The organism is Staphylococcus sp. HMSC071G07 (assembly GCF_001811435.1).
Classification (GTDB): Bacteria; Bacillota; Bacilli; order Staphylococcales; family Staphylococcaceae; genus Staphylococcus; species Staphylococcus pettenkoferi.
Genome location: NZ_KV804768.1, coordinates 629,855 through 653,109 on the forward strand (window position 1 = coordinate 629,855; position 23,255 = coordinate 653,109).

General features: G+C 38.3%; 26 protein-coding genes and 1 riboswitch. Of the genes, 11 read left to right on the top strand and 15 right to left on the bottom strand.

The genetic code is table 11. The features are described 5' to 3' along the window. Window positions 1-79: 79 nt before the first annotated feature. Window positions 80-970 (bottom strand): LysR family transcriptional regulator, encoded by an 891-nt coding sequence (locus HMPREF2802_RS07430; RefSeq protein ID WP_049408587.1) that lies wholly within the window; start codon window positions 968-970, stop codon window positions 80-82. Window positions 971-1,099: 129 nt separating this feature from the next. On the opposite strand from HMPREF2802_RS07430, the gene HMPREF2802_RS07435 reads away from it, so the two are divergent. Continuing rightward, on the top strand, window positions 1,100-2,281 hold the full coding sequence (locus HMPREF2802_RS07435) for an MFS transporter (protein WP_070503359.1): 1,182 nt from the start codon (window positions 1,100-1,102) through the stop codon (window positions 2,279-2,281). 204 nt (window positions 2,282-2,485) lie between these two features. On the opposite strand, the gene HMPREF2802_RS07440 is transcribed toward HMPREF2802_RS07435, so the two are convergent. From HMPREF2802_RS07440 to HMPREF2802_RS07450, 3 genes are all read right to left on the bottom strand, one after another. Continuing rightward, window positions 2,486-2,617, bottom strand: coding sequence for a beta-class phenol-soluble modulin (locus tag HMPREF2802_RS07440; RefSeq protein WP_002471158.1), 132 nt, complete (start codon window positions 2,615-2,617; stop codon window positions 2,486-2,488). A 142-nt stretch (window positions 2,618-2,759) separates the two neighbouring features. Continuing rightward, complete coding sequence (locus HMPREF2802_RS07445) at window positions 2,760-2,891, bottom strand: beta-class phenol-soluble modulin (RefSeq protein WP_002471171.1); 132 nt, start codon at window positions 2,889-2,891, stop codon at window positions 2,760-2,762. A 583-nt stretch (window positions 2,892-3,474) separates the two neighbouring features. Next, entirely contained in the window at window positions 3,475-4,068 is a 594-nt protein-coding gene (locus tag HMPREF2802_RS07450; protein WP_070503361.1) for a histidine phosphatase family protein, read from the bottom strand. Between the two features lie 217 nt (window positions 4,069-4,285). Here HMPREF2802_RS07450 and HMPREF2802_RS07455 point away from each other — a divergent pair, with 217 nt between their 5' ends. The 5 genes from HMPREF2802_RS07455 to HMPREF2802_RS11850 all read left to right on the top strand — a co-directional run bounded on the left by HMPREF2802_RS07455 (window position 4,286) and on the right by HMPREF2802_RS11850 (window position 7,464). Further along, complete coding sequence (locus HMPREF2802_RS07455) at window positions 4,286-5,227, top strand: agmatinase family protein (protein ID WP_070503363.1); 942 nt, start codon at window positions 4,286-4,288, stop codon at window positions 5,225-5,227. Between the two features lie 48 nt (window positions 5,228-5,275). Further along, window positions 5,276-6,493: an Nramp family divalent metal transporter gene (locus HMPREF2802_RS07460; protein WP_070503365.1), complete on the top strand. Its 1,218-nt coding sequence runs from the start codon at window positions 5,276-5,278 to the stop codon at window positions 6,491-6,493. 106 nt (window positions 6,494-6,599) lie between these two features. Continuing rightward, a complete protein-coding gene (locus tag HMPREF2802_RS12160) occupies window positions 6,600-6,776 on the top strand; it encodes a hypothetical protein (RefSeq protein ID WP_002471157.1) in 177 nt (58 codons plus the stop codon). 27 nt (window positions 6,777-6,803) lie between these two features. Continuing rightward, on the top strand, window positions 6,804-7,004 hold the full coding sequence (locus tag HMPREF2802_RS07465) for a hypothetical protein (RefSeq protein WP_002471179.1): 201 nt from the start codon (window positions 6,804-6,806) through the stop codon (window positions 7,002-7,004). A gap of 295 nt (window positions 7,005-7,299) precedes the next feature. Then, the gene (locus HMPREF2802_RS11850) at window positions 7,300-7,464 is read left to right on the top strand and encodes a DUF6440 family protein (RefSeq protein WP_242244425.1); all 165 of its coding nucleotides are present in this window, start codon (window positions 7,300-7,302) and stop codon (window positions 7,462-7,464) included. Between the two features lie 95 nt (window positions 7,465-7,559). On the opposite strand, the gene HMPREF2802_RS07470 is transcribed toward HMPREF2802_RS11850, so the two are convergent. After that, a complete protein-coding gene (locus HMPREF2802_RS07470; protein ID WP_070503367.1) occupies window positions 7,560-8,633 on the bottom strand; it encodes an amidohydrolase family protein in 1,074 nt (357 codons plus the stop codon). Between the two features lie 260 nt (window positions 8,634-8,893). Further along, window positions 8,894-8,996: riboswitch (TPP riboswitch) on the top strand. 350 nt (window positions 8,997-9,346) lie between these two features. On the opposite strand from HMPREF2802_RS07470, the gene thiC reads away from it, so the two are divergent. After that, window positions 9,347-11,083: a phosphomethylpyrimidine synthase ThiC gene (gene thiC, locus HMPREF2802_RS07475; RefSeq protein WP_049409065.1), complete on the top strand. Its 1,737-nt coding sequence runs from the start codon at window positions 9,347-9,349 to the stop codon at window positions 11,081-11,083. Between the two features lie 224 nt (window positions 11,084-11,307). On the opposite strand, the gene HMPREF2802_RS12475 is transcribed toward thiC, so the two are convergent. Further along, window positions 11,308-11,421, bottom strand: a complete 114-nt coding sequence (locus tag HMPREF2802_RS12475) for a type I toxin-antitoxin system Fst family toxin (protein ID WP_308409851.1) — start codon at window positions 11,419-11,421, stop codon at window positions 11,308-11,310. A 590-nt stretch (window positions 11,422-12,011) separates the two neighbouring features. On the opposite strand from HMPREF2802_RS12475, the gene HMPREF2802_RS07480 reads away from it, so the two are divergent. Further along, entirely contained in the window at window positions 12,012-12,953 is a 942-nt protein-coding gene (locus HMPREF2802_RS07480) for a lactate/malate family dehydrogenase (protein WP_070503368.1), read from the top strand. Between the two features lie 506 nt (window positions 12,954-13,459). Here the strand turns inward: HMPREF2802_RS07480 and HMPREF2802_RS07485 are convergent. Then, entirely contained in the window at window positions 13,460-14,539 is a 1,080-nt protein-coding gene (locus HMPREF2802_RS07485; RefSeq protein ID WP_070503370.1) for an aldo/keto reductase, read from the bottom strand. Window positions 14,540-14,808: 269 nt separating this feature from the next. Here HMPREF2802_RS07485 and HMPREF2802_RS07490 point away from each other — a divergent pair, with 269 nt between their 5' ends. Next, window positions 14,809-15,201, top strand: coding sequence for a hypothetical protein (locus tag HMPREF2802_RS07490; RefSeq protein WP_002471494.1), 393 nt, complete (start codon window positions 14,809-14,811; stop codon window positions 15,199-15,201). Window positions 15,202-15,216: 15 nt separating this feature from the next. After that, entirely contained in the window at window positions 15,217-15,882 is a 666-nt protein-coding gene (locus HMPREF2802_RS07495; protein WP_083307608.1) for a hypothetical protein, read from the top strand. A 136-nt stretch (window positions 15,883-16,018) separates the two neighbouring features. Here HMPREF2802_RS07495 and HMPREF2802_RS07500 read toward each other — a convergent pair whose 3' ends face one another. From HMPREF2802_RS07500 to HMPREF2802_RS07515, 4 genes are all read right to left on the bottom strand, one after another. Continuing rightward, on the bottom strand, window positions 16,019-16,264 hold the full coding sequence (locus HMPREF2802_RS07500) for a hypothetical protein (RefSeq protein WP_070503372.1): 246 nt from the start codon (window positions 16,262-16,264) through the stop codon (window positions 16,019-16,021). Between the two features lie 78 nt (window positions 16,265-16,342). Then, complete coding sequence (locus HMPREF2802_RS07505) at window positions 16,343-17,539, bottom strand: ABC transporter permease (protein WP_070503374.1); 1,197 nt, start codon at window positions 17,537-17,539, stop codon at window positions 16,343-16,345. Further along, window positions 17,536-18,216, bottom strand: a complete 681-nt coding sequence (locus tag HMPREF2802_RS07510) for an ABC transporter ATP-binding protein (RefSeq protein WP_070503376.1) — start codon at window positions 18,214-18,216, stop codon at window positions 17,536-17,538. Before HMPREF2802_RS07510 ends, HMPREF2802_RS07505 begins: the two co-directional genes overlap by 4 nt. Beyond that, entirely contained in the window at window positions 18,213-19,307 is a 1,095-nt protein-coding gene (locus tag HMPREF2802_RS07515) for an efflux RND transporter periplasmic adaptor subunit (protein ID WP_070503378.1), read from the bottom strand. The genes HMPREF2802_RS07510 and HMPREF2802_RS07515 overlap by 4 nt, the downstream gene beginning before the upstream one ends. Before the next feature lie 237 nt (window positions 19,308-19,544). On the opposite strand from HMPREF2802_RS07515, the gene HMPREF2802_RS07520 reads away from it, so the two are divergent. Continuing rightward, the gene (locus HMPREF2802_RS07520; protein WP_070503379.1) at window positions 19,545-20,159 is read left to right on the top strand and encodes a YIP1 family protein; all 615 of its coding nucleotides are present in this window, start codon (window positions 19,545-19,547) and stop codon (window positions 20,157-20,159) included. 136 nt (window positions 20,160-20,295) lie between these two features. Here HMPREF2802_RS07520 and HMPREF2802_RS07525 read toward each other — a convergent pair whose 3' ends face one another. From HMPREF2802_RS07525 to HMPREF2802_RS07540, 4 genes are all read right to left on the bottom strand, one after another. Further along, window positions 20,296-20,709 (bottom strand): hypothetical protein, encoded by a 414-nt coding sequence (locus tag HMPREF2802_RS07525; RefSeq protein WP_070503381.1) that lies wholly within the window; start codon window positions 20,707-20,709, stop codon window positions 20,296-20,298. After that, complete coding sequence (locus HMPREF2802_RS07530; protein ID WP_070503382.1) at window positions 20,706-20,921, bottom strand: hypothetical protein; 216 nt, start codon at window positions 20,919-20,921, stop codon at window positions 20,706-20,708. The genes HMPREF2802_RS07525 and HMPREF2802_RS07530 overlap by 4 nt, the downstream gene beginning before the upstream one ends. 367 nt (window positions 20,922-21,288) lie before the next feature. After that, entirely contained in the window at window positions 21,289-22,044 is a 756-nt protein-coding gene (locus HMPREF2802_RS07535) for a M48 family metallopeptidase (protein WP_070503383.1), read from the bottom strand. 89 nt (window positions 22,045-22,133) lie between these two features. Further along, window positions 22,134-23,090, bottom strand: coding sequence for an ornithine cyclodeaminase family protein (locus tag HMPREF2802_RS07540; protein ID WP_070503385.1), 957 nt, complete (start codon window positions 23,088-23,090; stop codon window positions 22,134-22,136). Window positions 23,091-23,255: the final 165 nt, after the last annotated feature.

The window sequence follows — 23,255 nt, forward strand, 5'->3', positions numbered from 1 at the left end:
AGCCGGATCCGTAGCATACTGAGGTTCAGTTTAAACAGACGCATATCGAACTATAGTTCAAACTACGCCCTTCTTACCCTCACTGTCTTAAATACTGAATAAAGGTCTTTACAATTGCGTCGTTAGGCTGATTGGCATGTGTTAGCGCTGTAAAGAACACGTGATAATTGAAAGGTTCGCCCATCGGAACTACATCAATTAAATCTTGTTCAACAAAGGGATCGTTCTCTAACATAAGACTGGAAATAATACTCAGACCTAACCCTTCGGAAACCGTCCGTATTAACACACCAGGGTTGTTCGTGCGAAAGACGATTTGAAGACGTCCATGTTGCGCTTCAAACTGCTTAATACTGTGTTGATAAAGATTGCGATCAAACAAGACGAACGGATAGTTTTGAATTTGTTGTAAGGAAACGGAACTTTGAAATGACAATTTCGATTTCAATGGCACGATGAGTTTGAAATCAGTAGCTAAATTCAAGTCATTATCAACGATGGTGGATTTAAAGGTCTCACTCTCCCTTTTAGCCACTAACCCAATATCTACTTCTTGGTTTTCTACACGCTGCAGAATATGATCTCGATCATCCTCCTCTACTTGAACTTCGATGTGTGGATAATCTTTCTTGAACTCAGAAAGCGCACGTGGAACGATTTGATGAAATAATGTAGGAATCGTCGCAATCTTGAGCGTTCCAGTTAATTTAGAATCTAGCGCTCGCACTTTCGTCTCTAACTTCTGTTGCGCTTCATAAATATCCAGAATATATGGAAGTAGTGTGTTACCCATGTCAGTAGGATATGTTCCTTTACGTGAACGCTTAAATATTTTATAACCCAGTTCATGTTCCAAATTCGCTAAAGATTGACTTAAAGCCGATTGACTAATATGTAGTAATTCTGCTGAGCGAATCATAGATTCTGTTTCATAAATCGTCTTAACATACTGCATTTGTTCAAAGTTCATCGTCTCATTTCGCCTCCTATTTACATTAGTGTTACTTATATTAAAATCACTAATTCTAATTATACAATAAGCAACACTAAAGTTATAATAGATATATTGAAACTTCAAAGGAAAAAGGGCGGTATCATTATGTATGATAAATTGTGGACGAAGGACTTTATCTTTATTACTTTCGTCAATTTTTTAATGTATATGATTCATTATACACTCATCGTGACCATTACCGATTTCACTATTCATCAATACCATGCTTCTGAATCTATGGGCGGTTTAGCGGCAGGTATTTTTATTATCGGTATGTTATTCGGGCGTTTAGTCGCAGGTCGATTTATCGATCTATTTCAACCGAAGTACTTCCTTTTGGGCGGTATTATCTTTTCAATCATTACCGTCGCGTTGTACTTCACAATCAATAGTTTACTCATCATTATGATTGTGCGTTTACTTCACGGTGTCGCATTTGGCTTTTCATCTACAGCAACAGGTGCGATATCTTCAACCATCGTTCCAGAAGAGCGTAAAGGTGAAGGCATTGGTTACTATGCCTTAAGTACAACGATTGCTGCTGCAGTGGGACCTTTCGTCGGACTTGAAATCAGCGGCAACTTAGGTTTCCAATCTAACTTCTTAGTTTGTCTCATCGTCATTGTCGTATCTTTACTCTTTGCGCTTACAGTCAACAAAGTGCCTAAAGAAGAGGACGAAGTAGCGGAAGAAGCTGCTCCTGCGAGTGGTTTAGCTAAGTTTATTCAGAAAGAAGCCTTACCGATTGCGACAGTTATCGTCTTTATCGGTATCGCCTATTCAAGTGTACTTTCTTATTTAAGTATCTATACTAAACTCATTGATTTAGCGTCATTCTCTGGTTTATTCTTCGTGGTTTACGCGATCACCACTTTCGTGACACGTCCAGTGACAGGTAAAATTTATGACGCTTATGGTGAGAATAAGATTATGTATCCTGTGCTAATCAGTTTCGCACTCGGATTCTTGATACTTTCAATGTCACATGGTGCTGTATTGCTTCTTATTTCAGCCATCTTTATCGGTTTAGGCTACGGTACGATTATTCCTAGTGCCCAAGCCATCGCCATTCAACAATCACCGAAGAAGAAGATTGGTTTAGCCACTTCTACATTCTACATGTTCACAGACTTCGGTGCAGGTATCGGTCCAGTATTACTTGGCTTGATCATTCCGCTGACTGGTTACCGTTCTCTTTACGTGATTATGGCTATACTCGTCGTGTTTGCGACAGTTCTTTACTTTGTCCTTCATGGTAAAAAGGCTACACAACAACGTAGCTATTAACTTCATATTCTTATACACTACTTTGCCCCACCTTGGTCATTGAACTAAGGCGGGGCTTTTATAATATGTAAAAGTGTTGGAAGCATTGAAGTTGAGTTTCTACCCTTAAGACTATAACTACGCAACATATGTAAAAAAGCGATGGAACATCACGTCCCACCGCTTCATTATAGTTATCGAATCATTGTATTGAAAAGCTTGAAATTAGCCAAAGAAGCCAGCGATGAAGTCTACACCTTTAGCTGCAGCTTCTGCAATGCTTGTTCCCATTGTAGCCCAGTCTTTGTCTAATCCTGCTTTTACTGCATCTGAAATTGCACTTACGATACCTTCCATGAATAATTCATCCTTTCAAATTAATTTATTTATAATCAAGTTATTATTGTACTAATCAAAAATGCTTAGATGGTGGATATGACTGCTTAAGTGTCCAACCCAACCATCTTAGCATGGTTGGAACTCCTTCACGCTTTCGGAATTAACCGAAGAAACCAGCGATGAAGTCAACGCCTTTAGCTACTGCTTCAGCGATGCTTGTTCCCATTGTAGCCCAGTCTTTATCAAGACCTGCTTTTACTGCGTCTGAGATAGAACTTACGATACCTTCCATGATTTTCACCCCTTTCTGTTGTCTTCTGAACTGTTAACTATAGTGTAAGGGATAGAACGTAACTGTGGTAAATGAGTGCCTAGATGTACGTAAAACGTACCTAAGTGTAACATTTTGGTCATAAATTACACGCTCACTATTCCAATCCGTTGATTTTCGAGTATTTATTTACTTCAAAGATGTATTTTTACTCTTAAAATAGTTAGCGCACTTCTTAATTAAGCAAAATTTTTTCAAACTTTTTTGCTACAACTGGGTTATAGTTTAATTCGTGCTACTTATTACGGGCATTCGTTTCGTAATATTTATATCTATCACGCCATTGCTTCCGTTGAATTCGTATGCTTTTAATGAGCATCTTGGATTAAATGCTTGAGCGTGCCTTAAAGTGTGACGGTGAAATTCGAAATTGCGTCTCACGCTTAAGAATGTTCTCACGCTTTCACCAATTAAGAAAGCCGGTTACGCTTATCCGCTTCAGACACCATCACTTTCTCTCCTACCAGTAAAAAAGTCCGCAGATGTTACCGAAACATCTACGAACTTCACTCGTTCCTACATATATAATGTACTCGAACTGCACTTACATTTTACCTATCTCTTTATAATGAGAAAGATGATGCGTCATATTAAAGTCTTGAACATGCCAAGCACCATCGCGGAGAGTAATCATACTCATACTCCCATTCACTAAACTGTGGCGTGGTATTTCCATATCGTGCGTGCACATCGTTCTCAATAAATAATTAATTACAGCACCATGAGAAACGACAATCACCTGACCATGAGAATATTCCGCTTGAATCTCATTCAACGCGGCTCGTAAACGCTGCTCCAAATGTGCTTCTGTTTCCTGTTGAGGATAAATTCGATCAGGGTAAGCTGTTAGTCTCTCTTCCACGGTCATCCCCTCTGCTGTACCGAAACTGCGCTCAATAAAGTCCTCCATCTCCAATAGAGGAATCTGTAATTGTTCTTGGATGAGCTCAGCCGTACGATATGCACGACGCAAAGGACTCGTTACGATAGCTGACCATTGTTGACCGCTCAAAGCTTTCGCACATTCTTTCGCTTGCTGAATACCGTTGTCATCGAGTTCTGTATCCGTACGCCCTTGGAGCTTTCCAAGTTGATTCCATTCCGTTTCACCATGTCTCACGAGGCAAATTTCCGTCATCCGTACACTCCCTTTCTTGCGTTAACTCTATCATAACTGTCCTCTAACCTCTGCGACAAAGATTTCTTTCTGAATCCTCCACTTCCATTTACTTTAATTCACTCAGTGCTTAATATCTTAATTATTAACTAATCATTTCACTATGTAGTTTTCAGATTTATTTGAAAAGGCAAAGAGATAACTATATAATAACTAACAATAAAGGAGTGGGTAGTTTATGAAAAATAATATTTACGGTAATACACCGTGCTTTTTAAATAGTAAGAACTTGGTTCAATCTGGAACTTTAGATACTGACGTCATCTTCTATGGTGCACCTTTCGAAGGTGAAAGTACTTGGGGAGATTATACAGGCGTTGAACTCGGACCGAAACAAATTCGTTTGAGTTCTGCGCGTTATAGTTGTTATTTACCAGAACTCAATCATATTGATGTGAGCGAACACCTTTCTCTCGGAGATGCTGGAGATGTTCCGTTCGTGGCACATAATAATGAAGAAAGTTATCACAACATCGAGACTTTTACCCAAAACTTGTGGGAAAGCGGTAAGTTTCTCGTCGGATTCGGCGGTGAACATGGGGTGACCTATCCTATATTGAAAGCTTTGACGAATACAGGTAAGAAAGTCGGCATCATCCACCTCGATGCACATTATGATAATATGCCTGATTATGAAGGTGAAAAATTCGCGCGTAACACACCTTTTATGCACCTCTATAAGACTGAAGGTGTGCGTAATGAAAGTATTATTCATACTGGTATTCACGGGCCACGCAATCAACCTGAGACGGGTCGCTATGCGGAAGAAGCTGGCGCAAAGACGCTGACGATCAATGATATTCGCGCCGCTAAAGATTTAAAGGCTTTCGCTAGATACATTTACGAACAAGCGCAACAAGATGTAGATGTGGTGTACTTAACTATTTGTAGTGATGTCTTGGATTTCGCCTTTAACCCTGGAGGCCCAGTAGATGGCAACGGTCTCTCTTCTTTCGAATTACTCACGCTCATCCACGAATTTGGCAAACTCGGTTTATGCGGAATGGATTACGTTGAAGTCTATCCAATGAATGACGCTAATCAGAACTCTTCACACTTCGTCTCTACAGCTGTATTGTACGTCCTCGCTGGTCATGTCGCTTATTTGAACAATAATTAAACATCGCGCATTTAACTATAACTCATATGCGCACAAGGGGTTGGGAGTATGTTATCTAAAGGGATTCAAATCTTGAAAGCACTAGGGCCAGGTATGATTATCACCGCTTCCTTTATCGGACCTGGCACCGTCACTACGATGACACAAAGTGGGGCTGGCTTTGGTTACAGTTTACTTTGGGCAGTCGTCTTCTCTGTAATAGCGACTATTGTCGTTCAAGAAATGATTATTCGCCTATCTTTAGTAACACGCGAAGGACTTGGGGAAGCCATTCAGTCGTTACTTCAACATAAAGTGGGCAAATTCATTCTCGTGTGGTTTATCTTAATCGTCGTAACGCTCGGTTGTGCTGCCTATATTAGCGGTGATTTAATTGGGACGTCACTTGGAGCAGCCTACTTGTTACACTTACCGAAACATGTCGTCGCCCCGATTATTGGGATTATTATTTTGTTAATTGGTGTGCTAGGGAATTATGATTTTTTAGAAAAAGTCATGATTGTACTGATGGTCATCATGGGACTCATCTTTATTACAACGATGATTCTTGTGCAGCCTGATGTTGGCGCTATATTTAAAGGTGCGTTGGTTCCTACTGTACCAAACGGATCTATGTTGACGGTTATCGCTTTGATCGGAACTACTGTAGTTCTTTATAATTTCTTTATTCACTCTACTGCAGTTCACGAACGCTTTCACAGTATAAAAGCGCTGCGCTTTGCGCGTTGGGACACCGTTCTTTCAATTACGATTGGTGGAATCATTTCAGCAGCGATCTTAATTTCAGCTGCTACGTTAATTCGAGGTGAAGAAGTATCGAGTGTCATCCAGCTCGCTCGACCTTTAGAACCTATCTTAGGTCAAGCAGCACCCTACGCAATGAGTATTGGCTTGTTTGCCGCAGGTCTTTCTTCTGCTCTCGCTTCTCCAACAGGTGCAGCTGCTACGATTAGTAGTTTACTTGGTTGGAAAGATGGCATGTCGAGCAAGAAATATAAGACCGTCTTTGCATGCATCATCATCGTCGGCATTATTTCTTCTGCTTTAGGATTCGAACCGCTTCAGGTGGTACTTGTCGCACAAGCATTAAATGGAATGATCTTGCCGATTGTTGCGATTGTGATCTTTATTATCGTCAATCGCCGTCGTCTACTCGGCGACTATGTCAATAACTGGAAATGGAATGTGATTGGTGGACTTGTCGTTGCAGTCATTACTTTTCTCGGTGGTTATAGCTTAGTGGATGCTGTAGCGCAATTATTTTAGCTTTAATTATACCCAGCGTATATAATGAATATAAAGAGAAAGACTTTGTTATTAAGGCACTTCGAAATATGTTACGCTACAACTACCCAGAATGGAGTGAAGATCCTTGCGTTCAAACATCACGATGTTATTACTAATCATCATAGGCTGGATTCTTGGAATCACGTTGATTGTGAGTGGTTTCATCAATCACCACTACGTTGTTATGAGTGTCGGTATTGTGGGACTAATCATGAATATCTACTATTATGTTCAATATCGCCAAAGATCCAGAGAAGATTAAGAACGCTAACGAAAGGAGTTGAAGGTAATGGATAACAGTATGCTATCACCTTTAGCGACAATTGTTACGTTGATTGTGGCAATTATCATGCTCATCATGGCTTTAGTCGGTCATCATTCCGTCTTAGCCTTCTTCGCGTTAATCTTGGTTCTTCTACAACTGTTTAAAGTCTACGTTAATTATAAGAAGAACTTTACGCACGAGGATGATAGAGACCATATTGAATAAGGATTTGTGATTGTTAAAACTGCGCTGTAATAAGAGCGCAGTTTTTCTATATGTATACGGGGGTTAGGCGAATTTGCGGGCCGCGACGCAATGTTTTATCACTTATAACAATTCTTATATTTATAGTAGCTCTAGTTGGCTATCACCATTTACTAGCATACTTTAGTCTGGTATTAATAATACTACATGCTTTGATTATAAAAAGAATGACGAAAGGCAATATGGAAAGTATGAATCATTATTTAGAAAGTGAGGTAATACTATTTTTGGTAAGGATAAAGATGAAGACCGTTTCGTGACGGAGAAAGCTTCGAGTGATAAGAATGTTAGAACTTATATACTAACCGACAAAGTGACTGGAAATCAGTATTTAGCAAGTTGGGTTTCAACAGGTGGTGGTCTCACTCCTCTACTTGATGAGAATGGGAACATTAGTAAATCAGACCGATACCCTGAATAATTTAAGAGCTGGATTTCGTTTACCCCTATCGTTAGATTTAAGTATAAATATACGTCGTTTAACATGGGGAACACTAACGGAATCCAGCTTCTTTTTTATGAGAATAGTTGTTTGCTATTTCGGTTAAATATACTTTCTTTTTCTTCTTCAGTGAAGTAATTTGTACGACTTATATCTTGCTGCATTTTATCTATCCAAGAATCTGGCGCATAATGCGCATCTGAACCGAAGAGCACATGTGACACATCTGTCGTTTCTTTTAAGCTTGCAAAGGTCGCATCCCCTGTCGAAAGCGCTGTATCGTAATAGAATCGACTAAAGTATTCCGAAACGGTTGAGTTTAACGTATTCCAGTCATCAAGACCATGTTTATACTGCTTAAACATCTTCGCATATTTCACAGGGTGTTTGATAACCGTCTTCACTAAATCTTTCTTCTTACTCCCCATCATCGGCTGTAAACGCGATTTCGGATCTTCCATAATATAGCGTTGTGTCTCTAACGCCTCATGAATACGCCATTTCAGATACGGTAACGTTCCACCTGCATGCGCGAGAATAAACTTCAACTGATCATAACGTTCCATCGTGCCACTGAGTACAAGGTTCGTTGCTGCGCGTGTCGTATTAAACGTAAATTCTTCGAGGAAATCTGCAAAGACATATTGCGGTTTCGCAACTTTATCTGACGTTGAACTTGGATGTACAAAGACGATACCTTGATGACGGTTAATCTCAGCCATCACTGAATCGAACTGATCATCACCTAAATACGCATCGCCATAGTTAGACAATAAACCAACGCCATCTAAATTTAATTCTTCAAGCGCATATTTCACTTCCGCGATAGACTCTTTGACATGCGGCATAGGGAGTAAAGCGAAACTTTTGAAACGCCCAGGATACTTCGCCTTGAGTTCAGCTTGGTATTCATTGACTTGACGTGCGACTTTCGCTGCTTTCTTTTTCTTAAAAGGAAGTGTCGCTGGCTCTGAAATTGAAGTCACACCGACATCAATACCTAACTCGTCCATCATTCGTAGACTATCTTCAGGCTCCCAATCTTTAATAGGATAACCACCTGCTGTCGTTACGCCAATCTTCTTCAATGCATGTTTATAAATTTGAGGGATAATATGATGATGAATATCTACTATTTGTGGAGACATGGTAAAACCTTCTTTCGGGATAATGTATTAGTTTCTACTATTATATTTTACTACTTGAACAATAGTAAACGCACTTACTCTCCAATATAAAATACAGATTAAATCAGAAGAAAATATATGTTTCTAAGAGACGCTCATAAGTTAATGTATTATTGTTTTTACTTTTTATAAAGCTACTTACAAAAGTATGTAAAGTTATTCATTCAATATAAGTTTGTAACTTCTGTTAATTATTGCTATGATATAAATGTAATTTCATATTACATTGCTAGGGGTGCTTTAAAGTGCTGAAAGAGGAGGATTCCTCAACCCTTTGGACCTGAACTAGATAATACTAGCGTAGGGAAGCAAATGAACGTACGAAGAGTAGTGAATATACAAGGGCTTAGTTGCTCTACTCTATCGTTTTGTAAGTCAATCCACGTGGGATTTCATATGGATAACGCGTGATTAGTGCGAGATTTATCATTATTAAGCACTTGCAGAATAGATAATGGCTTACACACGAGACGTCTCTATATGTCGTTCTTTGCGCATTCCTTCTTAAGGATGTGCTTTTTTAATATTTACTACTTAATTATAGAAATCAAATTGATTATATTCTTAACTGCCACAATTCACCTGCCTATCAGTTGATTTCTCTTAACCGCTTCTCTTGAACCTCTCCACTTAAGCCCTCCTAGCGCAATTTAATGGAGGAGGACTTTAATTTCATGAAACAAGAAAATATTGAACTTCAGAAAGCATTTCCCGCGAGTGAACGCGTATTTAGACAAGGTATGGATAGCGATATCAAGGTGCCTTTTAGAAAAATAAACCTCTCAGAAACAGTCTTTGAGAATGAAACGCGCACAAATGAACCACTCTATGTCTACGATACTGCAGGACCTTATCACTCTAAAGATTACGAAGTCGACGTCTTCAAAGGTATCCCTAAGACGCGTGAACAATGGATTGAAGATCGACAAGATACGCAAACGTATACCGGTCGCCGTGTACAGTCGATTGATAACGGCTTTAAAAAAGCAGGACATAAGAAGTTAGTTGAACATCCATTTGAGTATGACCCTAGAAAGTCTAGTAGCGACAAACCTGTTACTCAAATGTACTATGCCCAACAAGGCATCATCACGAAAGAAATGAAGTTTATCGCTTGCCGTGAAGACGTCGAACCGGAGTTCGTTCGTGAAGAAATCGCTCGTGGACGTGCAATCATCCCAAATAACGTCAATCACCCTGAATCTGAACCGATGATTATCGGTAAGAACTTCCAAGTGAAGATTAATGCGAATATCGGAAACTCTGCTGTCTCTTCATCTATCGAAGCAGAGATTGAGAAATTAGTGTGGGCGATTCACTGGGGCGCTGATACGATCATGGATCTTTCTACAGGTAAGAATATTCATGCGACGCGCGAATATCTTTTACGCAACTCACCTGTCCCAGTAGGCACTGTACCTATCTATCAGGCATTAGAAAAAGTCGATGGTGTCGCTGAAGATTTAACATGGGAAGTCTATCGCGACACGCTCATCGAACAAGCTGAACAAGGCGTAGATTACTTTACTATCCACGCGGGTGTCCGCCTGCAATACGTACCGATGACAGTCGATCGTCTCACAGGTATTGTCTCTCGTGGTGGTTCAATCATGGCGCAATGGTGTTTAGCGCATCACGAAGAAAGCTTCTTATACGAGCATTTTAGTGAAATATGCGACATCCTCGCTCAATACGATATCGCAGTGTCCCTAGGAGATGGCTTGAGACCAGGTTCGATTTATGACGCGAATGACGAGAGTCAAATTGCGGAGCTTAAGACATTAGGTGAACTGACAGATATCGCTTGGGACCATGGTGTGCAAGTGATGATTGAAGGTCCAGGTCACATTCCAATGCATAAGATTAAGGAGAACCAAGATTTAGCAGACTTCTACTGTAAAGAGGCGCCGTTCTACACTTTAGGCCCGCTAACGACAGATATCGCTCCAGCGTATGACCACATCACTTCAGCGATTGGTGCTGCGAACATCGCGAGCCATGGTACTGCGATGTTATGCTACGTGACGCCGAAAGAGCACCTCGGTTTGCCGAATAAAGACGATGTGCGTGAAGGTGTTGTTACCTACAAGATTGCGGCACATGCGGCTGATTTAGCTAAGGGGCTTAAAAATGCTGAAGAGCGCGACCATGCGATTAGTAAAGCGCGCTTTGAGTTCAGATGGATCGACCAATTTAATCTTTCATTAGATCCTGAAAAAGCTAGAGAATACCACGACCAAACTTTACCTGCTGAAGCTGCTAAAGTGGCACACTTCTGCAGTATGTGTGGACCTAAATTCTGTTCAATGAAGATTTCACATAATATTAGAGAAGAACATCAAGAGAAGTTAGAAGGTATGAAGGAAAAGGCCGAAGAGTTTAAAGAACAAGGAAGTAAGATTTATCATTAATTTGTGTATAGAGTGCGTTAAAGTAGTTTCATCGGACGAGAAGTATGAATTTTTATAGAGTGAACTAGCATGAAATCTTAAATCCAAAGGCATTAGATAATTTTTTTAAATAATGCGCTTTTCTATTGCTTTATCGTACTAAACTGAAGTATAATAAAAATAACTCATACACTTATTATTATCTAACGCGCAATGTTAATAGTATAAGATGAGTGTAGTGTTGGTTATTTGTCATCTTTTTTATTGCGCTTATCTAACCAGTGTTTAAACGCAATAACTATACAACTGCTTATTATAGTTTGTACCAGGATGGTGCAAAGGACAGACGACTCTATAATAAGTCACATACAAATCCCCATATTTTTTGGTTATAACATGGGGATTTGTGTATAATGGAAAAGATCTACATTTCAGAAATAAATTAAATTTAACATTAAAGATATGTATACTTATAACACACTACATAATTATCCAGATGCATACATCTATAGCATCTTTTTACTTGCATTCTTAATTGCTTTAAGGTATTATGTAAGAGTAATTCAAACACGACAGCATCACCAAACCCCCATGCTACTGACCTAGCATGGGGGTTTATTAGTGCTGGTTATTTGTCATCTTTTTTATTGCGTTCTTGTAACCAGTTCTTAAACGCAATAATTATACAACTACTGATAGTAGTTAGTATAGTATTTATTATTGCTTCAAACACAACAACTCACCTCCTCGTGACATATTCGTCACGTTTAGATGACGCTATAATCATAGCACGATTTCTTCTTTTGTATATTTATGCAAAATTGATAAAATATATTCTTCTGCCTTAATTTTATCTAAAATTTCATCACCTATAAGCCGATAACTCAGCTTTCTCAAGCTACAGTGTGATAAAGTTAATTTATCTACAAATTATTTGAGGTGAAGCAATATGAAATTGGGTCTTATTGGAATCGGACACGTAGGAAGCCAAATACTCACAGATATTCAATATGAGAATTTATTCTCTGAAATCACTGTAATCGATAGCAACGAGAATCTCGCTTATGGTGAAGCACTCGACCATGTACATATGCAGGGGTTAGAGAACGTTAATCACATCGATATCCATCGTGGAGATTATGCCGACCTTCAAGATGCTGATGTGATTGTTATCTCAGCAAGTGCACCTATGGATCCGAATATGCCAGACCGTGTCGCTCTCACAAAGGATAACGCAAGTCTCGTGACAGATATTATGCAACGTATCGCGCAAGTCACTCAAAGCGCGCTTGTCATCTTTATCACAAATCCAGTTGATGCGATGACGTATCTCGCTCAAGATCACGTGGATTATCCGAAAGAGAAGATTATGGGCACAGGTACTTTGTTAGAGAGTGCGCGTTTTAGAACATTGATTGCGCAACATTACCAAATTGATCCGAAATCTGTGAATGCTTTCGTGATTGGTGAACATGGTAAAAATGCTGTGCCTGTATGGAGTAAAGTGACAATCTTTGGCATGCCTATTGCAGAATATGAGAAATTGGCAAATGTTGAACCGATTGATCAACAAGCCATTACAGATCAGGTGGATAAAGTAGCGTTTGATGTCTTGAAGAACAAGGGTTGGACGAGCAGTACAGTTTCTCGTGCAACAACTTCTCTCATCCGTCATCTCTTACTCAACGAACGCTCAATCTTACCTATCACTGCCCCACTTCACGGCGAGTATGATTTGAATCACTGTGCGATGAGTTTACCTACTTTAGTGGATAAAAATGGTATCGTTGAACGTTATGCAATCGAGCTTAACGAAGACGAAACACGACGCGTGAAAGATGCTTCAGATTATATTCAATCCGCAATTCAACTCGGTCAAGAAAATCTTTAATCAAATACTATGAATATAGTAATCGCCCGCACTACCTACTGTTGAATAGTACGGGCGATTTGTATTAATTTGTACTGAGTGAGCAATATTCACTTACATACAATATAAACTTAATTGATAAATCCAAGATATATTTATGCAAAAATTGTTAAATTTATTTTTAAATCTTAATTGAAAATTAGAGCAAATAAAATGAAGTATTTAACTGTTATGATTGTTTTCATTCATTAAGAAACTAACTTTCTAGCTTAGTAATGAATGAGCTAAATTAGTTCTTCCTAAGAAATAATGAACAAGAAACATATTAAATATAGTTAAATGATCGATTTCATATTTGTTTTTAAGGACGTCTTGACACGCTTGAGGGATTAAGGCTGCAATGAAAATCCATTTCTTGAGCTTTTTAAGCGAAAGAAATTAGTTGAATGCAGCCCCCTAAGCAAGGGAAAGCGTCAAATAAAAACAAAATATTTTTTAAATCAATCATTTTGACAAATAAAAGTTCATTATTTCTGTTGCTTACGCTCCATCAAATCTCCAAATTCTTTCAAGTACGCTTGTTCAGCTGGAGAGCCAAGTTCTGCTGAATTCATCGCACGATGCCAATGCGGATATAATGGCTCTGGTTGTGTAAGCTCAGTAATTTTATCCTGCTCATCTTTCGTCAACTGAAGTTGATAAGAAGCAATATTATCGATAAGTTGCTCTTTATTACGTGCCGCTAAGACAAGTGAATCTACATTCGGGCGCTCTCTTAACCATGCCAAAGTAACTTGAGGTACCGATACTTGGTGATGGTTCGCAATTTCTTGAAGCACATCGACTAAATCATATAATAAATTGTAATCTTTAACATAAGGCTCGGCCCAACCGTCACCTTGACGTGTACCGGGTTGACCTTGTTTATTATCGCGAGTAATCTTACCAGTCAAGAGCCCTTCACCAAGCGGAGACCAAATACTATTACCCACACCGAGCTCACGGGCAGCTGGAAGCAACTCATATTCCGCTTCTCTCGCTTCTGGTGTATAATAGATTTGTTGAGCTACAGGAGGCGCCATGTTGTTCTCTGTCGCTTTCGTTACCGTTTGTGCCAGTGACCAAGCACTGTAATTCGAAACGCCCCAATAACGAATCTTGCCTTTCTGTATTAAATCATTCATCGCTTGAATGGTTTCTTCAACTGGAACATTACCATCCCATAAATGCATATAGTATAAATCAATATGGTCAGTTCCTAATCTTTGTAGTGACTCATCAATTGACTTCTCAATATTTGAACGCGTTCCACCTTGGAAATTGGGATTATCTGATAGTGGGAAACCTGTCTTCGAACTAATCACCATTTCATCACGATGGTTGCGAATCGCTTTACCTAATGCGAGTTCAGCATCTCCCTCCGCGTATAAATTTGCTGTATCAAATTGGTTGATACCTTGGTCAATTGCATAGTCAATCATATAATTAAGTTCTTTCTTTGAAATACCCCCAGCATTCTCGAAGCCATTCGTACCTGAGAATGGCACTGAACCCAATGCGTATTGGGACACTCTCAAACCTGAATTTCCTAACTGTTTATTGTCCATAGGTTCATCCTCCTCTATTAATCCAGTCATAGTTATAAATTCCCTGGTTCCGCCTACTCTAATCTCGCTAATTTCAGCAGGCGATACGTATGGTAAAAGGTTTTTGGAAAAACGGAGAAGAAAATATGCCCTTTCGATAACATTCAGTCACCCTATTCAGGAAATATCTAATATTTTTATTTAATCTCAGATTTTAGACTCTCCTATATATCTCAATTCAATTATGATATGTTAAATAATGAATATAATACAAAGGAGTTATATGTTTTATGAAAAAAAGCATTTTAATGATTCTCACACTCATGCTCAGCACTACAGTACTCTTAAGTGCTTGTGAAGATAGCGATAAAGGTTCAAAGAAGCCAAGTTCAGACGCGAGTAAAAATAATACTTATGACCTCGTTTACTACGAAGTCTTAAACAATGGTGACGCTGAAGATGCGAAGACAGATGTCGCTTATAAAGAGAAAGGTTCATCTAAAGTTAAGCATTACCACCCATCGCTCGATCACGTTTATGAGCACATCATTGATGACGGTGATGAGAAGCCTCATGTCGTTAAAGATGGTAAGAAGTTCTTTATTTATCGCCCACCGTACATGACTTATGGCGACGATGATTTCAGTGGTAAAGTAGAAGATAAAAGTGACGTTAAGAAGTAAGTGAGGTGATACAGAATGAAGATCATGAAACGAATTGGACGAGCTGCAATGATCTCAGCACTTGCGATTGGATTGACTACGCCACAATGGGCAGATGCAGCGGGAAGTAGTGGCGGAAGTTCAGGAGGCAGCTCTAGTTCAAGCTCAAGTAGCAGTGCTTCTTCTAGTAGTAGTGCTGCGCGTAGTTCGTCAACAAGTTCTACCAACTCAACTTCAATGGCACGTCAAAGTGCGATTAATGCGAGTCGTCAAAGTGCTCAGCAAGCGAGTCGTAACACTTCCCGAAGTGCAAGTCAGAAAGGTTCTGCGGCGAGTCGCCAACGTGCGAGAGCTTCATTAAACCGCACAAAGTCTTTAACACCACCGCCACGACGCTATCAAGACTCAATACCCTATCATAATCAGTTTATGGGTACGAGTTTTTATAATAACTGGCTCTTCTATTACGCCATTGTGAATAATAAAGATGAGCATAAGAAGAAGCAATCTGCAGCGCTTTCTATCCAGCAACAGAAAGATATGTTGCGTAAACAAATGAAGAAAGGCGAAACCTTGCATACGGTAACGGTTCAAACCAAGCATGGTAAACGTCTGATAGCCTTACCTAAGAAAGATTACGATAAAGTACAAAAAGGTGCCACGGTGCACTATAATAACGGAAAGATGAGTGTTGAATCCTAAATAAAAGCGGAGAATCCCTTAGTTATATGAGGGTTCTCCGCTTATTTATGACGTGTTTCTTCTATTATAATAGTAAAGCTTAGGTTGCTAAACGATTAACTGGTCTATTTAAAAGTGAAAACAACCGCTTCCATAGTTAATCCTTTTTACCTTCACGCTCTGTCTCTTCATCTTCTTCATCGTCATCGCCTTCAAAAAAGGATTCTAATATAACGCAGACAATCACTCCTACGATAATACTCGTCTTACCGTAGGGTAGATGACTTAAAAAGGCTAAATGCGTTCCTTGCCAGTTATCATATAAGTGAAGAAGAAAGTTAATAAAGAAGAGCATACCGCCTATCGAGGCTAGCGTCCCAAAGAAAGAAGCTAAAAATCGCATTACTTTACCTCCCAAACTTCAAATTTCATTAATAAAATCTGGACGCCCACTGAATGTGAGGCCCAGATTCCGTAACGCTTACTTGATAATATCGATAAGTTCTTTCTTCGCTGCGGCACGCGCAGGTACCCAACCGAAGACTACACCAATCAGTGTAGATACACCTACGGCTAGAATAATCGGTCCGATTGTAACAATCGCTTTCACTTGATCTGGAGTAACTGCAGTAACAAATAAAGCTAAGAGTATTCCAATAATTAACCCTAAGAGTCCTCCGAATAAGCAAAGTACTACACTTTCGATAAGGAACTGGATTTCAATGTCTCGACTCTTCGCCCCAAATGCACGACGAATCGCAATTTCTTCAGTACGTTCTGCGACTGAAATATACATGACGTTCATGACACCTATACCTGCAATAAACAGGGAAATTCCTGCTACAGCCGCTACAAAGTAAGTAATCATATTAAACGTTTTATCAAATTGTTTACTCATACTATCCAAGTCTTGGTACATGTACTGACCTTGATCAGCTCCACTACCTTTTTTATCCAATTTATCAGCGACTTTATTCGCTACCTCTTTTTTATTAGCTCCTTTTTTTAACTTTACATCAAGTGTAGGAGAGTCTTGAGATAAATCACTCATATACTTTTTAAAAGTATTTGTTGGCATTTGAACTACATTTTTATCCTCTGACATAGACATAGGATCATTATTAGTTTTATCCGCAACGCCAACTATTTTAAATCCTTGGTTATTAATATAAATAACTTTACCTACTGCTTTATTGTGAAAAGCTTTCTTAGCAATGGAATGATCTACAATCGCAACTTTATTTTGCAATTCATTATCTTCGTCAGAAAAACCTTTACCTTCATCTACAGAAGAAAGAGATTTTGTTTTAAAAACATTTATATCTTTATTTTTCTCAGCATTAGTCATTTTAGAGGAATAACCGCTATTCTCAGACTCTTTAATTTTAGCATTCTTAATACCTTTAACTTGTTTAGCTACATCAATATCTTCTGATTTAAATGGATTATCTTTCACTTTTTCAGTATTTGGAATATAATCAATTGAAGCTGTAGTTTTACCAGCTCCAGAACTTTCCATTTGATCTTTGGAAGCTTGTTTAAATCCATTTCCTAAAAACATAATAAGCATCACTGCCGCGATACCGATGACAATACCGATAATCGTTAAGATGTTACGACGTTTATTCTTCATAATGGATTTAAAAGAAACAGCGATGATATTCGATAAGTTATTCATGTCATCACCTCTTCTTCCTGAATACGACCATCGAGAATATGGATAATGCGATCCGCTTTCTCAGCCACTTCACGTTCGTGTGTGACCACAATAATCGTCGTATTAAGTTCTTTGTTAAGCTCTTCAAACAAATTAATGATGTCCTCTGAAGTCTTCTGGTCAAGTGCACCTGTAGGCTCATCGGCAATGATGAATTCAGGGTCATTGATCACCGCACGCGCGATAGCTACACGCTGTTGCTGACCTCCGGATAACTTGTTGGGAATGTGATTCTCTTTGTCATAAAGCCCAACTTGATGAAGTTTATCCATCACACGCTTCTTACGTTCTTGGGATGAGAGCCCCGCATAAACGAGCGGGATACTCACATTCTCCAAGATGGTATTATTCTGAATCAGTTTAAAGTTTTGAAAGACGAATCCAACTGTCTTATTTCGAATTTCAGCTAGACGGTTATCTGACGTCTTTTTAAAACTTTCCCCTTTAAACTGATAGTCACCTTCGTAACCACGATCGATAAATCCTAATATGTTGATGAGCGTACTTTTACCTGAACCAGAAGGACCCATAATCGCAACAAACTCACCTTTGTGCACATTGAGGCTAATATCTTTCAAGATGTGATTGGTTTGATCGCCATTCTTGAAAGAACGATTGATATCTTTGAGTTCAATCATGATGACACCTCAACTTTGTCTCCATCATTTAAAGTTTTCTTAGGATCTTTCAAGACTTTGTCGCCTGGTTTCAAGCCTTTCTTCACATAAACTTGGCCGTTCGCTTTATTCACTTGGATGTCACGTTTATGCGCTTTATGATGCTTGTCGACAACAAAGACTTTGTCATCTTTCGTCAACGCAGATTTAGGTAATTTCATCGTCTTAAGCGGTACATCCGCTTGCATTGAGAAGCCAGCTCTGACCGGAATATCGATGTCGCCAATCATCACTGAATATTTAGATGAATTGTTAGAGCTACCGCCACTAGGGTCGTTATCTACTGGATTACCGCTAGCGCCTTCACCTTCGCCACTAGCAGATTCTCCTGCAGAATCTGATTTATCGTAGCTTGTTGGCAATTCACTAATCTTCGTAATCTTACCTTTACCAGTCTTACCGTTATTGTCGACTTTGACATTGACTTTATCGCCTTCTTTAATCTTATCAAGATCAAATTCTGATACAGTTGATTTCAATTGTGGCTCAGTAGAGATCAATTTCAAGATCGGTTGACCTTCACTTGCATCATTCTTGCTCTTGATGTCGACTTTACCATCAAATGATGCATACGTACTGTCATTCACTTGCTTATCATGTTTAGACAATTGTTGTTGAGCTTCGTTAAGCGCACTTTGGTCTTGATTCAATTTCTTCTGTAAATCATTGTTGTTAGGTTCTTGATTAATCTTCTGATAGTCGTCGTTCACCGCACTTTGCGCGTCATCTACTTTATCCGCAAGCTGTTGACGCTTACCTTGATTCGTATCGTAGTTGATGAGCGGATCACCTTGTTTCACCTCTTGGCCATCTTTCACTTGCACATTAGTAAAAGTACCAATCTGGCTGTTATTCGTATATGTCTTCACTGCATTAGGAGCAGCCTTTCCTTCAAGATGTAACGCATCTTCATGTTTCATCTTGTATGTATCGTAACCTTTACTGCTATCATCTTTGGAGCTATTGCCACTCACCTGTTTGAGTATTAAAGCAATTCCTAGCAATACCACGATGATAATAGCAATAATAATCCATAACCATTTGTTCTTCACGTTGTAACTCCTCCCTTAAGATTTTTCAACTGTGATTATATCATATATACAGTTGTAAAAAACTATTCTTCGGGAATTTTACGAAAATGATTATTTAAAATGTCTTGTGTTTATTATAGTAGTCGAATAAAGTAAACTATTTCATATCTTTTATTAATAAAATTCCATTATTATATTCCAATGTATCGCTTTTAATGTTAATGTGAAAGTGATTACATATTGAGGAGGACTTAGTTCATGGAGAATTCGAAATTACCCTTTGCCAATCATTTCTCTAAGTTAAGAGAGAATCCGAAGTGGTTGGTTAAGTTAATCGCTTTCTTAATTATTTCATTTTTTGTAAGTTGGCTTCGTTTTACCGCTATCGATCAGACAAAATTACTTAAAAAAAATGATGCTGGTCAACAAGCCATAGATGCTTATAATCAATTCAGATGGCCTATGATCATTGGCGGAGCGATAGGTAACTTTATTTTGCTTATATTAATCGCTTTCTTAATCTTTTTAGTAATTTCTAAAATTATGAAATCTGATGTCTCAGCTTTAAGTATTTTTTCTGCGTCACTTTCTTATAACATTATTGTTTATACTTTCGCGCTTATAGTTTTCGCAATTCAAGCAATCGCAGGAATTGATTTGGGCGAGTATAACATAGCAAGTCTCAACATATTTGATAAAGGTAACGGTTTCTTGGAGGCAATCAATTTACAATATTTCTTATCTGCTTATGTAATTGGTTTATATTATTACTTTACTGCTAAACTTTCTAAAAAATCAGCAGTTATTTGGGCTATCGTTGCATTGATAGTGCTTATTGCAATAGGAATGATGAATGCAGGTAATGGAATGTAGTCCGAGAAACGATTCAAAATTATAAAGAGATTTAACGGTCAGCGATTATAAATTGCTGACCGTTATTTTTGGTATTGTACTTTCCACCAGACTTCTAAAAATGATTATAGAAAAGATTTCTATTAGTACGAGTGAACTAAGTATTCTTTTGTTTTTTAGACTTTATAATTTTAATAATCTCTCGGCCGGCTGATATCCAACCTACAAAAAACGCTAAGATGAGTGATTGCGCCATGAAACACATAATGACCGCACCAGAAGCATCTTGGATAACAAATATATCAGCTGAAGCTTTCAAATCAATGAATAGTCGACTTAAAGCACACGAAATAAATATATTAGCACACTGTAAACCCGTAAATAGCCAAAAATCTCTCTCCCATTTATAGAGAATGGCTATAAGTACGGGTATGAGCCCTACAATAAAGAGCAGTATATATGAAATGCCAAATAAAAAATCACTTTCTAAAACTGAAGGAATACACATATATGCAACATATAAGAAATTAAAAGGAAAGCCAAATAGAATCATTAAAATAAAACGTCTCATGGCCAATCCCACCCTCTCTCTAATATAAATGAACCAATTTCTGTGTCTATCATAATAGTAAATATAATAATCACAAGCATGACAAAAGGTAAGAATACGAATGCGAATACTCTACCTGCATCATTTTCTATTTGATGCGTTTTATAGAATATAAAATGAATGATTAAATACATAATCATGAATAGAATTGCGATCAAATAATGACCTGACATATTACTCCCTCCTCTTAATGATTGGTAGCTCTAATGTTATATATCTGACCAAACAGTTTGAATTAACGTTTGTAGCAGTGAAAACACATTCACAAAATAATATATTAAAATCAATACAATAATTATAAATGTATTCAATATTTATAATTAAAGGATATATTATTTATATCATAATTATAGATACTTATACACCCTAATATTTATATTTAGTTCAAAAGCAATAAAAAAGACTTGTGTCCTAATCATCTAGGAACAAGCCTTTAAAATTACCTACTTAACCTCAGCACAACTTTGGAGGACGTTCAGTAAAAATTTGATACTCTAGTTTCTTTCGATTTCATACTTTTTTAACCCCAAATCTATCACTTTAATTCTTTTTCTCATCTTCAGACGCTATACCTAAATTCCTTAAACGCTCATTTAGACTTGGATGAGAGGATAAGGCGCCTCGTTTTTTATTGTTAATGGGTTCTAATTTGGCTAATTGCTGAAATGCATTGTTAATATCCTTTTTACCAACGAATTTAAATCCGTAAGCATCGCATTTCAACTCGATGTGTCTTTTATACTTAAACGCCCCCGCTAAACCTGAAAGATAGACAATAACGAATAGCACAACGAAAGTAATGATAGCTATAACGTTATTTGGTAATGAGAAAATATCTAATAATATTGAAACAATAAGTGGTACTAGTGCAATCGCACACAGAGAAGCGATCTGTATTTTAAACGGATCATTATCTCTGATATGACTATACTCATGCATAATAAAGAATCGTAACTCTTTATCTGATAGTTGGTTAAGAATACGGTTATCGATAATTATCGCAGATTTTCTTTTCTTCAGAGCGAACAAATTAGCTTTTAATGGTACATCCGCAGATATTATTTTGATATCTTTATCCTTTAATTCAGGCACAGTTCTTTGAATAAATTCATTACTTACCTTTTTCTTATTCGAGAAAATGATGTCTATATGTGGTTTTACAAATGCATAGACAAATAGACCGAAAGCAAATATAAAGATGCATCTCATTTGCGCATCGTTAATAAAAGATAAATGAATGATATCGAATTTAACTAGAGCAATAATAATTAACAGTATTAACGAAACAATTCTCATTAATCACAAAATCCCTTTATTAAAGTATTGAAGATTAACTTAGGAATCGCCTTCTATCACAGTTCATTCTATACATTCCTATTTCAACCTTATTTCTCTTCAGCCATCTTTTTATAGAAATATTGCGCCACGACAATATCTACAATCGCGAGTCCTACTGATTTAAAGACAGTGACTTCATCATCATTGTCACGTCCTGTAAGTTCGCCACTGACAATACGGCCGAGTTCTCCGTAAAGCGCATCTTCATCAAATTTGCCAGCTTTCATCGCTTCAATAAAGTCGCCTGTCTCTTCTAACGCAGCATTTTTAGACTCTACAGCCACTTTATGAGCGTGAGCTAAGACGTCGCTTGGAAGTTCTTGCATATCTGGCTTGAACGAACCTACCGCATTTAAATGAACGCCGGCATCTAATTTGCCTTCAAATACCGGTTTAGGTGAATTCGTTGCTGTGACTACGACGTCAGCGCCTTTCATCGCGTCATTCACATCTTCAAACACTTCTGTGTCGAGGCGATCGAAACGTTCTTTCATTTCATCCGCAAAGCGCACGGCTTTCTCGTATGTACGGTTGAAGAATTGGATACATTTGATATCACGTACTGCAAGCACCGCTTCAATCAATCCTTCTGCTTGCTCGCCTGTACCAATGACGCATAACGTGTCAGCATCTTCGCGCGCCATGTACTGCGTTGCGACACCTGAGATTGCGCCCGTTCTGATTTTAGTTAAAAATGCCCCGTCGAGTACAGCGAGTGTTTCACCAGTTTCATGATCTGTTAACATTACAGAACCCTCAATTGTTTGCTTACCACGTTGTGGATTGCCCGGTACGAAACTGACAATCTTCACACCTGTTGCCTGTAATTCATCACAAATTGCTGGCATGACTAAATAACGGTTCTCATCATTGAAAGGTAATGTGTAACGAAGTGGCGTCTCAGTCTTTCCTTCTGAGTAGGCCTGTAACGCTTGTCCTGTCACCTTTACGACTTCTTTCATATCCATAACGTCACGTTGGTCCTTGGCACTAATATATCTCATCGATTTCGCTTCCTTTCTTCTTAAATTCTATGTATGAGCACTTTTAGCTCTTAGTATGGGTAAAATTAATGTTCATTGGAACTTCGTCTTTTAAAGCACCTACAAAGCCCACATGTTCACTACTTCACTTACTGATATCCTACCCTGAAACAGAAGTGATTTAAC